The 12,324-nt window shown below is 69.7% G+C and carries 11 protein-coding genes; 6 read left to right on the top strand and 5 right to left on the bottom strand.

The genetic code is table 11. From position 1 onward, the window contains the following. Positions 1 to 157 precede the first annotated feature (157 nt). Positions 158 to 832, bottom strand: coding sequence for a response regulator transcription factor (locus tag AB0L00_RS32955; RefSeq protein ID WP_364441005.1), 675 nt, complete (start codon positions 830 to 832; stop codon positions 158 to 160). A 319-nt stretch (positions 833 to 1,151) separates the two neighbouring features. On the opposite strand from AB0L00_RS32955, the gene AB0L00_RS32960 reads away from it, so the two are divergent. The 3 genes from AB0L00_RS32960 (at position 1,152) to AB0L00_RS32970 (ending at position 5,356) form a co-directional block, all read left to right on the top strand. Further along, positions 1,152 to 2,366: a serine hydrolase domain-containing protein gene (locus AB0L00_RS32960; RefSeq protein ID WP_364441006.1), complete on the top strand. Its 1,215-nt coding sequence runs from the start codon at positions 1,152 to 1,154 to the stop codon at positions 2,364 to 2,366. 187 nt (positions 2,367 to 2,553) lie between these two features. After that, entirely contained in the window at positions 2,554 to 2,952 is a 399-nt protein-coding gene (locus AB0L00_RS32965; RefSeq protein ID WP_364441007.1) for a VOC family protein, read from the top strand. 511 nt (positions 2,953 to 3,463) lie between these two features. Beyond that, positions 3,464 to 5,356 (top strand): substrate-binding and VWA domain-containing protein, encoded by a 1,893-nt coding sequence (locus tag AB0L00_RS32970; protein WP_364441008.1) that lies wholly within the window; start codon positions 3,464 to 3,466, stop codon positions 5,354 to 5,356. A 14-nt stretch (positions 5,357 to 5,370) separates the two neighbouring features. On the opposite strand, the gene AB0L00_RS32975 is transcribed toward AB0L00_RS32970, so the two are convergent. From AB0L00_RS32975 to AB0L00_RS32985, 3 genes are all read right to left on the bottom strand, one after another. Continuing rightward, entirely contained in the window at positions 5,371 to 6,036 is a 666-nt protein-coding gene (locus AB0L00_RS32975) for a TMEM175 family protein (RefSeq protein ID WP_364441009.1), read from the bottom strand. Between the two features lie 302 nt (positions 6,037 to 6,338). Next, on the bottom strand, positions 6,339 to 6,815 hold the full coding sequence (locus AB0L00_RS32980) for a GNAT family N-acetyltransferase (RefSeq protein ID WP_364441010.1): 477 nt from the start codon (positions 6,813 to 6,815) through the stop codon (positions 6,339 to 6,341). A 10-nt stretch (positions 6,816 to 6,825) separates the two neighbouring features. Then, positions 6,826 to 7,944, bottom strand: coding sequence for a hypothetical protein (locus AB0L00_RS32985; protein WP_364441012.1), 1,119 nt, complete (start codon positions 7,942 to 7,944; stop codon positions 6,826 to 6,828). A gap of 556 nt (positions 7,945 to 8,500) precedes the next feature. Between AB0L00_RS32985 and AB0L00_RS32990 the strand changes: the two genes are divergently transcribed. Beyond that, positions 8,501 to 8,740, top strand: a complete 240-nt coding sequence (locus AB0L00_RS32990; protein WP_345365833.1) for a hypothetical protein — start codon at positions 8,501 to 8,503, stop codon at positions 8,738 to 8,740. 28 nt (positions 8,741 to 8,768) lie between these two features. Beyond that, entirely contained in the window at positions 8,769 to 9,194 is a 426-nt protein-coding gene (locus tag AB0L00_RS32995; protein WP_345365830.1) for an ATP-binding protein, read from the top strand. A 79-nt stretch (positions 9,195 to 9,273) separates the two neighbouring features. On the opposite strand, the gene AB0L00_RS33000 is transcribed toward AB0L00_RS32995, so the two are convergent. Continuing rightward, complete coding sequence (locus AB0L00_RS33000; protein ID WP_364441015.1) at positions 9,274 to 10,401, bottom strand: sensor histidine kinase; 1,128 nt, start codon at positions 10,399 to 10,401, stop codon at positions 9,274 to 9,276. 171 nt (positions 10,402 to 10,572) lie between these two features. Here AB0L00_RS33000 and AB0L00_RS33005 point away from each other — a divergent pair, with 171 nt between their 5' ends. Next, a complete protein-coding gene (locus AB0L00_RS33005; protein WP_364441017.1) occupies positions 10,573 to 12,312 on the top strand; it encodes a fatty acyl-AMP ligase in 1,740 nt (579 codons plus the stop codon). Positions 12,313 to 12,324 lie beyond the last annotated feature (12 nt).

A 12,324-nucleotide genomic window follows, 5' to 3' on the forward strand; every position in this document is an offset into this window, starting at 1 on the left:
GCCGTCCGGCGTCCTGCTGCACGCGACATTCGCCGTACACCTCGCGATGCAAGCCTGGTCAACGCCCTACCGCCCGCGCGGTAGACCCTCCTCCGAAAGAAGGAGAGGTCAGCCGAGCGAGAAGGGAGCGTGGCGGTCCGCCCCCGGGCCGGGCGGGTCAGCCGAGCCAGCCGGGCCGCACCAGACCGGACTCGTAGGCCAGGACGACGAGTTGTGCCCGGTCGCGGGCGCGCAGCTTGGTCAGGACCCGGCTCACGTGGGTCTTCGCCGTCGCCGGGCTGACGACGAGCCGCTCGGCGATCTCGTCGTTGGACAGCCCGGCCGCGACGAGGCCGAGGACCTCGCGCTCGCGGTCGGTCAGGGCGTTCAGCTCGACGGACGGCGGCGGCTCCTTGATGCGCGCGGCGAACTCCGCGATCAGACGGCGGGTCACCGACGGAGCGAGCAGCGCGTCGCCGCGCGCCGCGACGCGTACGGCGTGGATCAGCTCGATCGGCTCGGTATCCTTCACCATGAAGCCGCTGGCCCCGGCCTTGAGCGCGCCGTAGACGTAGTCGTCCAGGTCGAACGTCGTCAGGATCACCACCTTGACGTCCCGGAGGCGTTCGTCGGCGACGATCCGCCGGGTGGCCTCCAGCCCGTCGAGGACGGGCATCCGGATGTCCATCAGGACGACGTCGGGCCGTTCGGCCGCCGCGAGCCGTACCGCCTCGGATCCGTCGCCGGCCTCGGCGATCACGCTGATGTCGTCCTCGTGGTCGAGGATCGAGCGGAACCCGGCCCGTACGAGCGTCTGGTCGTCGGCTAGGACGACCCTGATGGGGGAGCGCACGCGCCCCATCATCACACCGACGGGCCGGGCGCGGGTTCCCGCTCAATGACCCTGATCGTTTCCGCCGCTCTGCCAGGGGCGGTCGGACGGTCCGGGGCTTGCCGGGAATCCGCAGGTCCGCGCCGCGGGCGGTGACCCGGACCGGGTCGGCCGGCCCGCGCCGCGCGGACGGCCGCACCCTGATGGACCACGGCCGAGTCCCTAGGGGACACCGGGGTCTGTACGGCACCTGAGGACGAGCGAGGGTTGGGTCTCGCGGCTGACCCGTGCCTGGTCAAGCACGCCTTAGCGTGAAGTTGATCAAGATTGAGGAGACGAGATGCCCAGGTACGCCCGAATGGTCGGCGCGACGTTCGCCGCTGCGGCGGCACTGACGATGAGCACGTACGGATCCGTGAGCGCGGCGCAGACCACCGGCTCCACCACCGGGGCCGCGCGGGCACGCGCCGCCGTGTCGGCAGCGGCGCCGTACGCCGATGTGCGCGAGATCCTGCAGCGGCTGACCACCGCCGACGGGGCGCCGGGAGCGCTGGCCGTGGTGAGTGACGCGCACGGCCGTACGGTGATGACGAGCGGCGTCGCGGACACCGGTACCAACGCGCCGATCGCCGCCGGTAGCCGGTTCCGTATCGGCAGCATGACGAAGACGTTCGTCGCCACCGTGGTGCTGCAACTCGTCGGCGAGCACAGAGTGGAGCTCGACGCGCCGGTCGAGCGGTACCTGCCCGGCGTGATCAGAGGCAACGGCAACGACGGCCGTGACATCACGGTGCGGCAGCTCCTCCAGCACACGAGCGGCGTGCCGAACTACCTGGAGTACCTGACCCCGCAGCAGATCCTGGACGATCCCCTCGCCCATCACGACGTGCGGGAACTCGTGGACATCGCCCTCGCCCACCCGCCGCTGTTCTCGCCCGGGACCGGCTGGAAGTACTCCAACACCAACTACCTGCTGGCCGGAATGCTCATCGAGAAGGTCACCGGCCACCCCTACGGCCAGGAGATCGGCCGGCGCATCATCCACCGGCTCGGCCTGCGCGACACCTCCGTTCCCGGCGACGAGACGGGCATCCCCGGCACGCACCCGCGGGGATACGCCAAGCCGGGACCCTCCGGTCTCCTCGACGTGACCGAGTTCAACCCCTCGATCGCCGGCGCCTCCGGAGCGATGATCTCCAGCGGAGCCGACCTGGACCGGTTCCTCGGCGCACTGGTGAACGGGCGCCTGCTGCGCCCGGCGGAGCTGCGGGCCATGATGACCACCCGGCCGACCGGCGACTCGTCCGGGCGCGCGTACGGCCTGGGCCTGCAGAGCATGCCGCTGCCCTGCGGCGGCCTGTACTGGGGGCACGACGGTGACATCGTCGGGTTCAAGACGATGGGCGGTGTCACCCCCGACGGCCGAGCCGTGACCGTGATGGCGAATCTCGACCCGGGCGGCAGCAACGCCCAAAGCACCGACATGCACACCGCCGTCACCACGGCCCTGTGCGAACCCAGCCCAGTCGCACCTTCAGGGCACGGCGTGTCCTGAGGCGGGTCGACGGCGCGTGCATCCACCGGGGTCCCCGCACGGAGGGGGCCCGGTGCCTCGTGGGTCACGCCGCGGGCTTGAGGACGACCTTGGTCACGGAAAGGCCCCGGCGAATACCGGGCGGCTTCTGCCCGGTATTGGGTCTACCGTCGCATCATCACAGGTCAGAACCCACTGGGAGCGTGCCATGCACTTCGCTTCGATCCGCGTCATCACCGAGGACGTCGCCCGGCTCGTCGAGTTCTACGAGAAGGCCACGGGTCAGGCGGCCAAGCGGTCCACGGACGACTTCGCCGAGATCATCACCCCGGCCGGGACGCTCGCCATCGCGAGCACCCGCACGGTGCAGGGGCTCGGCGCGAACGCGCCCCGGCCGGCGGCCAACCAGAGCGTGATCATCGAGTTCCGTGTCGAGGACGTCGACGCGGAGTACGAGAACCTCCAGCGGTTCGAGGTCGACTTCGTCACCGAGCCCGTCACTCAGCCCTGGGGCAACCGGTCACTGCTGTTCCGCGACCCGGACGGCAACCTGGTCAACTTCTTCGCGCCCGCCACCCCGGAGGCCCTGAAGCGCTACGAGCGGTAGGGCGGCTGTCGGCGTAATTACTCGGTGAAGCCGCCGGAATCAGCTCCGTATCGGGAGGAACCGGCCCGGCGGCGCGCCCCTTTCCCGGGTGTTATGCCTCGTCACTCAGCGCTGATTATTCCTTTAGCCCGTTTTGCCACACTTGTACCAGGCGCTACAGTTCCGCGTCGTATCTCCGACGGTCGAGATGGGGACAGTCGTGCGCGGAAACCGCCGCAAGAGGCCGGGTCGTGGCGGTATGTCGGAATATGTGGGGTTCGAGGAATCGACACCGGTCGGCGGTGAGGCGCCTCGCGACCGTGACGCGTCCACCTCACCGCCTGCGGACGGGTACGGAGCGCCGAGCAGCGACCACGTGCCTGTGGGCGACCGGCGGAACGAGCCGTACGACCAGGCACCCACCGGCGGACCTCGCAGCGGGGGGCCTGCCGACTGGCTTCCGTACGCCCCGGCGACTTCCCCGTATCCCGCTGAGAATGACGACGGTGGGCCCGCTGCGACGCCTTCGGAGGTGACTCGCCCCGACCTGTTCGGGCGCGACGACGCCGCCGGCGGCGTCGAGCGCTCCGCCACGGGGCCCCGCGAGCGCCCGGCGGTCTCCGCCGGGTTGGGCGCGACCGGTGCCGGAATCCGCCCTCCGGATCCCTGGGACATCGGTCCCGGCCACGTGACACACGATCGCGCCGCGCGGCGCCGTAAGATCCGGGCGCTGACCGGTCTGCTCGCGGGGGTCACCGTCGTGGTGCTCCTGATCGCGGTGGCCGTGTACGCGCTGTCCGGCAAGCCGGAGTGCGGCGGCCGCCCGGTGGCGCTGAACGTCGTCGCGGCACCGGAGATCGCGCCGGCCATCGTCGAAATCACCCGGGCGTTCAACAAGCAACACCACTCCATCGACGGCAGGTGCGTCCAGGCCGGCGTGCAGGCGGCGGACCCGGCCGGAGTGGCCAGAATGCTCTCCGGCGCGGTGTCGGCACCGGGGACGGCCAGGCCGGATGTCTGGATCCCCGACTCCTCCCTCTGGCTCGCCATGGCCCACGTCTCCTCGGCTGCGGCCGAGGGCGGTCCGGCTCCGCTGTCCGTGGCCAGGACACCGGTCGTCGTCGCGACGACGCGCTCGCTCGCCACCGCGATGTCCGGGCAGAAGGTTCCGCTGAGCTGGGAGACGCTGCTCAGGTCGGTGGCGGCGCCCTCCTCCGGTGCCGGTGACAAGGCCGCCGTCTCGGCGAATTCCGTCCGGCTGCAGATCCTCGACCCGGCGAGTCAGGCGGCCGGCATCGGCACGATCGTCATGACCCGGGCCCTGCTCCAGCGCGACCCGAACGCCCTCCCGATCTTCAGCCGACTCGTTCAGGACGTGCGAAAGAACGTCTCGCCGACCACACAGGCCCTGCTCGCCGGCATGTCCCGGAAGCAGGACGGCAAGGCTCCCGTGCTGATCGCTCCCGAGCAGGCGGTGTGGAAGTACAACCACGCCACGACCGACCCGGCGGCCGTGCTCTATCCCCGTGAGGGCCAGCTCAGCCTCGACTACCCGTTCGCGGTGACCACCGGCGACCGTACCCGCGTCAGCGCCACGGCCCTGCTGGCGCAGGCGATGAACACCGGACAGGCGCGGGCCGCCGTCCAGGCACTCGGTTTCCGTACCCCGGACGGCCGTCCCGGCAAGGACTTCGCCGCCGGCGGGCTGAACACTCAGATCCCGCGGGCGCTGCCGACCCCGTCGGCCGACGACGTCACTCAGACGATGCAGGTATGGAGCAAACTGTCGTTGCGTGCCCGCGCGCTGTGCGTTCTCGACGTGTCGGGGTCGATGGCCGAGCCGGTCCGCGGCGGGATGAGCCGCTTGCAGGCGACCGTGAAGATAGGAACCGGCGCACTGGCCACCCTGCCCGACGACACCGATGTCGGCCTGTGGACGTTCTCCACTCGCCTGGTCGGCACCCGGGACTATCGCGTCGACGTGCCGATCGGGCCGCTCTCGACCCGGGCAGGATCGAGCACACGCCGTGCGGCGATCCTCGGCGTGCTCGGCCGGGTACGACCGAAGCCGGACGGCGACACCGGTCTGTACGACACCGTGCTCGCGGCGGTCCGCTCGCTGCGGAAAACCTACAAGCAGGGCTATTACAACAACGTCCTCCTGCTCACCGACGGCAAGAACGACGACCCTTCCGGCATCTCCCTCAGCGAACTGCGGCGCGCGCTCGGGAAGGAGAACGACCCCGACAGGCCGATCCCGGTCCTGGCCATCGGCTTCGGCCCGTCCGTCGACATGAAGACGATGCAGAGCATCGCCGAGGAGACCAACGGCGCCGCGTATCACGCGACGGACTCATCGGACGTGCAGCGGATTCTGCAGGAGATAATCGCCCAACGAATCTGCTCCACGCGAAAGTGCCGCTGAGCCTTCGCGGCGGCTCAGGGATGCCGGCGCAGCCGTTCGATCAGCGCGCCCCCGTAGGCGGCGGCGAAAGGCGCCAGCAGCCAGGCGACGGGAATGCCGGGCACCGACCAGGCGAGCGCGCCCATCACCACGAAGAACGCACCGACCGCCCAGGAGCTGTTCGCGCCACGCCGTACCTGTGCTCGATCCGCGTGCTCGGACAGCACCGGGGTACGGTGCGCGATCTCCTTCAGCGCCCCCTCGCAGATGAGCACCGCGGCCTCCGACAACGCGAACACGCAGATCGCCAGCGGGTTGTCGAAGGCCTCTCCGATCAGCGCCGTCGGGAACGGCAGGAAGGCGACGAGCAGCAGCAACGGCGCGTGCCAGGCCGTGAACGCGCGATTCAGGCGGACGACCTGGTCCATCAGCACGTGGTGTCTGCGCCAGACGGTCCACAGCAGGACGAAGGCCAGGACGAAGACGAAGAAGGACTCCCATTCATGCGTCAGGAACCGCCAGAGACTCGCGGTGTCCTTCAGCGCCTCGCCCTCGGGACGCTTGATCTCGATCACGAGGAGCGTCATCGCGATCGCGAAGATGGCGTCGGTGAACATCGCCAACCGCTCGGGCGTGTGCCCCGGCGCCAGCGTGCTCTCCGGTGCCGACGGGACCCGTTCGTCGACTTCCCCGATCGTCATCCAAGACCCCCTCGACACAGTGACTGACCATCACTTTCCGGGCGAATCCCGGACAAGCCAGGCTGATCTTAGGTCAGGCCTCACCGTACGAACCTGGGATCGCGGCGTGATCGCTGGCGATCGGTGTGCATAGGGAGCAGCAGGCGCCAGGGATCAAGAACGGGTGGCATGGCACCACACGTCAAGTCGGGCACGGCGTGGACGGGGAAGCCGCCATCGGGGCCGTTCGCGGGGGGTCAGGTTCCGTCGCGGAGATCTATGACGCGGAGCGGGACGAGACCTGCCTCTCCGTCGATTACGACTCAGCGCAACGCTTTCGCCAGTGCACGATTGATGCGAGCGTCGCGGTCCCGGTAAGAGGCGATCGCTTCGTAGCCGACTCCGGAGTAGAGGGCGAGCGCCTCGAGATTGCGGGCGCCGGTTTCGAGGATGGCGCGCGTCGCTCCGGCTTCCTTGGCCGCCTTCTCCAGCTCGGCGAGGATTCGCCGACCGAGGCCGTGCCCGCGGTGGGGCGGCCGGACGTACATCTTTTTGATCTCCGTGACACTGGGTTCGTGGGCCCGCATTCCACCGCAAGCCACAGGAGCTTCCTCGACATAGGCGACGAGGAAAAGACCCTCCGGCGGGGTGAAGGTTTCCGGGTCGGCTTCGGGAGGGTCGGCGAATCCGTACAGCTTGAGTTGCTCGGCGTACAGGGAGCGTACGAGCTGTTCGGCATCAGGGTGATCGTAGGGACGAGGCCGGATGAGAATCCCCTCGGGTCGGATTGCGCGAGTCATGTCTCCATGGTCACGCAGTGCGGAGCGCGGCATCCAATTCCGGAAGCAGGTCGGCGACGTAGGGATTACGGGCACGGCGTCCGAACGCCTGCCGGAGTCCGCGCAAGAGCACACGGCAGCGCCCGGATTGCACTTCCGGCAACCGTGACAGAGCTGCCCGCGTTGCCCTCGTGGCAGTCTCAAGGTCATGGTTCAGCAGATGCGCCTGCACGAGATAGCAGCCATGGAGCAGGGCCGAGCGCTGGTAGTCGCCCCGGGGCCCTGACGACGTGAGCGGCGTCAGCAACTCGATCGCCTCGATCAGGAGTCTCCTACGCTCGGAGGGACGACGGCCGGCCAGGTCCACGAGAGCCTGACCTGCCTCCGCGGAGAGCTGGTCCGCATTGAAGTAGTACAGAAAGCCCGGATCGTCGGTGGTCCGTGATTCCAGGAGCCGCCGGGCGGTCTCCGCGTTATCGCGGAAGCCGTGTACATCCCCGGCCGCGGCATAGGCAGTGGCGAGCCGCCCGGCGAGGCGTGCGCGTGTCGTCGGACGTGCGGCGCGCGTCGAGTCGACCGCAGCCTCGGCCAGACGTATCGCGTCCTCCGGCCGACCGGCATGAGCCGATTGATACGCGAGCATCCCGACCATGTTGGCCGCGCTCTCCTGAGCGAGTGCGCGAATCCTGGAGTCGGGTGAGTCGGACACCGTACGCGCGGCACGAGTGGCCAGCAGGAGATATCGCTGTCCGGTGCCGTGATCGCCGGCGTCACAGTGCATCCAGCCGGAGAGTTGGGCGAGATCACCTGCGGCGAGGAGCAGTCGATCATGCACGTCCGCGCGACATACGGCGTTGCGCAGGAGATCCAGCACCGCGTGGAGTTCGTTGTCCACATAGCGGAGGCTGAGTGCTCCGCCTCCGGCACGGTCGTCAAGGCGGCGGAGGTCGGCGATATGCCGAGTGATCAGCTCCACGAGCGGCGGCTCGACGTGGTCGGTACGCAGGCCGCCGATCGGTCGCGGGCGCCCTCGAAAGCCATCAAGCGCCGGGATTATGAGCCGACTTCCCGACGCTGCGACGTATCGGACGGTTCCGTGACCGATCAACTCGTCCATTTGCCGGATCACGTCATCGACCGACCAGGACATTCCTAGATTGTCATCAGTCGATCTCAGCGAAGAACTCACTACCCTGCGGCCAGGCCACAGCGCTTCCGGAGTGACCATCTCGCAAAGTCGAGCCGAGAGAACGTCGGCAGCGATCTGCGGGTACGGCTCATATGGGCAATAGTCGCGTTTCGTCCAGGAGTACGGCGTTGTGGGATGGATTCGTTCGCTAACGCGGCCCCGAGAGTCCAGCCAGGCGTTGATGGCGCGACCTAAGTCGCGAGGTTTCCAGTGCGCTCGCTGCAGGTAGGTGGCGAGAGGGCTGCCAGTCGATGCCATGCCTTACCTCCGGTCACTCATTCACCTAGAAATTTAGGTTGCGTCCTTCCTGTAGTGCAGCGGGTTCACGACATTCACCGGGTGTCGCCAGCCATCACGGCCTTCACGCGTTCGACGACTTCTGCACCTCGATGCGCCGATGTGACCTGAGGGGGCGGAACGCGCGAAGCGACGACCTAGCTACAGAGGGGAAGCGAAAAGCGTGCCTAATGGCGAAATACCGTCAAGTCCGGGCGGCAAGCCGATCACGTATCTCACGATGCTCGCCGAGAGACTGCGCGCGGAGGGTTGGTACGCCCGCGTCATGGGCTCCTGCAAGGCCCCGTCCGTACGGGTGGTCAACCCGACGACCCCGCCCTTGAACGATGACATCACCGTCGGGCCGGACGGAGCCGGGCTGTGGTGGTTCCGGTGGTCATTCGGTGTACGGATCGCTCACGTCGACAACCTCGACATCGCGGCCGCCCGCATCATCCAGGTCCTCAGTCCGACCCACTGACACCAGCCACGATCGATGGAGGTCGTACATGGTCACCGACGGCGAGACGCAGGTCCCTTACGAACAGCGGCAGTGGGTGTGCCGATTGGATCAGGACCCCGAAGCCGTGATCACCGCCCGGGCGCTGACGGGCACCGTCCTGGCCGGGTGGGACGCGGATCTCGTCGAAGACGCGATCCTGGTCACCAGCGAGTTGGTGACCAACGCCCTCGCCCACGGCTCGGCCCCCGTAACGCTGGCCATCACGGTACGGACGGAACCCGAGCCCACCGTCATCCTCGACGTCACGGACGCCTCGCCCGTACTCCCCGTACAGGATCTCCCTGGTGAGGTCGGACACTTCGGCCTGTGGATCGCCGAAGAACTCGCTCGCGTCACCATCCACCCCGGTCCGAACGGCAAGACGGTACGCGCCGAGTTCGTCCTCTTCGATTCACCGGTGGGCCGGCGATAGAGCCGACTCCGTACCGTGGATCCGCTGGCGATCGGTGTGCATCGGGAGCAGCAGGCGCCAGGGATCACGAACGGGATCGTCAGGCGGGGGTGAGGGGGAGGGTCGCGTGGATCAGGAAGCCGCCGCCGGGGCGGTTGGTCGTGGTCAGGGTGCCGCCGACGGCGGTGGCGCGTTCGCGCATGCCGCGGATGCCGTTGCCCTCGGTGGTGGCGGAGCCGCGCCCGTCGTCGGCGATCTCCACCGTCACCTGGTCCGGGTCGTACCGCACCAGGACGGTCGCGGTCGCCGGGCCGGCGTGGCGTACGGCGTTGGTGAGGGATTCCTGGACGATGCGGTAGGCGGCCAGGTCGACCGGTGACGGCAGGGGCGCGCGTTCGCCGGAGACGGTGAGGTCGACGGGCAGCCCGGCGGTCTTCGTCTGGTCGATCAGCTCGTCCAGGTGGTCGAGCGACGGCGCGGGGGCGAGCGGCTGGGCCTCGTCGACCTGGCGGAGCACGCCGAGCGTCGCCCGCAGCTCCCGTAGGGTCTCCTTGCTCGCGTCCTTGATGGCGCTCAGCGCGGCGTACGCCTGCTCGGGGTCGCGCCGGTGCAGGGCGGCTCCGGCCTGCACGTTGATCAGCGAGATCTTGTGGGCGAGAACGTCGTGCAGTTCGCGGGCGATGCGGAGCCGCTCCTCGGTGACGTGCCGGCGGGACTCCTCCTCGCGGGTGCGCTCGGCCTCGGCGACGCGTCGCCGGGCCTCGTCCAGGTACGCCCGGTGGTAGCGCGTCACCTCCCCGGCGATGACGACGACGAGCACCCAGGCCAGGACGCCGAGGAACCGCCCGCCGTGCGGCGGCCCGACGGCGAACTCCGCCCAGGCGAAGATCGCCAGCCCCGCCGCGGTCCCGACGTACGCGGCGACCCGCTGCCCCTGTGCCGCCGCCAGGTACGAGGTGACCGCGAACGTGAGCATCTCCGCGCCGTCGGGGAACGGGCCGATGTAGTAGTACGCGGTCGACACCCCCACGACGGTGACCGCGAGGACCGGCGCCCGGCGACGGATGGCCAGCGCGGCGACACCGACGGCCATCATGGCGTACGCCCGCGCGTGGACGGGGCGGAAGCCCCCGGCATGCCACACCGTGCTGAAGGCGACGAGCGCGCCCACGACCGCGGCGAGCAGGATGTCGGCGCGCGGCCCGCGCGGCAGCCGGGGCTTTCTCACGTCTTGCACCGTAATGCAGCTTGCCCGGTTGTCACCGAGGTGACAAGGACGGGGCGGCGAATGTGGTTCGGGAGGGAAGCAGCGGGTTCAGGCCCTGCGATAGCTTCACGCGGTCACGATGATCACGGGTGGTGTCGGCCTTGCGGCCGTGGCGAGGCAGGGAGTGCGGACATGGCACTGAGCGGTCGTCGTCTCGACCCCGGGTCCCTCGACGAGCCTCTCATCGTGTCGGTGGCCCGCCGGGCGGCCGAGATGCCGTCCGCGCCGGCCCTGACGTTCGTGGACTACGCCGCCGATCCGGCGGGCGAACGCCGCGACCTGACCTGGGGGCAACTGCACCGGCGGGCGCGGGCGATCGCCGCCCGGCTGCGCGAGGTCGCCGAACCCGGTGAGCGCGTCGCGCTGCTCATGCCGCAGAGCCTGGAGTACCTCACCACGATGGTCGGCGCGATGTACGCCCGGGTCATCGCCGTGCCGCTGTTCTCCCCGGACCTGCCGGGCCATGCCGAGCGGCTGATCCGCTCGTACGGCGACGCGGACCCGTCCGTGGTCGTGACCGTCGCCTCCGCGCTCCCGCAGGTCGAACGCTTCCTCGACGAGCAGAGCGCGCCCCGGCCCAAGGACATCGTCCTCACCGACACGGTCGACGTCTCGCTCGCCGCCTCCTGGCCGGGCGAGGAACTCGGCCTTGACGACGTCGCGTACCTGCAGTACACCTCCGGGTCGACCCGCGCGCCGGCCGGCGTGCAGATCACCCACCGGAACATCACCGCCAACGCGCTGCAGGTGTGGGCCGGCTACGACGCGCGGCCGCGGGAGACGGTCGGCGTGAGCTGGCTGCCGCTGTTCCACGACATGGGGCTGATCCTGGCGCTGGCCCTGCCGCTGGTGCACGGCAACCACCTCGTCCTGACCGACCCGGTGGCGTTCGTGATGGAGCCGCTGCGCTGGCTGGAGCTGCTGTCCGAGCACGACGACGTGATCACGGCGGGGCCGAACTTCGCGTACGAGTACTGCGCCTCCCGGGTCACCGAGGAGGAGAAGGCCCGGCTGCGGCTCGGCGGCGTACGGGTCGCGCTGAACGGCGCGGAGCCGATCCGGCCGGACACGGTGCGCGGCTTCGCCGCGGCGTTCGGGTCGGCGGGGCTGCGGTCCGAGGCGCAGTCCCCGGGGTACGGCCTGGCCGAGGCCACCGTGTACGTCTCCAGCAAGACGCGCGGCGAGCCGCGGTTCACCGCCTTCGACCGGGTGGCACTGGCCGAGGGCGAGGCACGGCCCGGCGGCGACACCGTCCTCGTGTCCTGCGGTACGCCGACCGGCCAGCACGTGGCCATCGTCGACCCGGAGTCGCGGGTCGAGCTGCCGGACGGGCGGGTCGGCGAGATCTGGGTCAACGGGCCGAACGTCTCACCCGGCTACTGGCGCAACCCGGACAAGACCGCCGAGGTGTTCGGTGCCGTCCTGGAGGATCCGGCCGACGGGCTGCCCGCCGAGGGCTGGCTGCGCACCGGCGACCTCGGCGTCGTCCACGACGGCGAGTTGTACGTCACCGGCCGGATCAAGGACCTCATCATCGTCGACGGCCGCAACCACTATCCACAGGATGTGGAAGTCAGCGCGCAGGAGGCGCACGAGGGGATCAGGCGCGACCACGTGGCGGCGTTCGCGCTCGCGGGCGAGGACGGCGAACGGGTCGTGGTCGTCGCCGAGCGCGGCCGGCGCGGCCAGGGCGTCCCCGTGGAGGACGTCGCCCGCGCCGTACGGAGCGCGGTGAGCGCCGCCCACGAGCTGCGGCTGCACGACTTCGTGCTCGTGGAGCCGGGCGGGGTCCCGCGTACGTCCAGCGGCAAGATCGCCCGCAGTGCCTGCCGGGAGCGGTATCTCGCCGGGACGCTGCCCGTGATCCGGTAGACGAAAGGCAGC

The organism is Actinoallomurus sp. NPDC052308, from assembly GCF_040679195.1.
In the GTDB taxonomy this organism is placed as follows: Bacteria; Actinomycetota; Actinomycetes; order Streptosporangiales; family Streptosporangiaceae; genus Actinoallomurus; species Actinoallomurus liliacearum.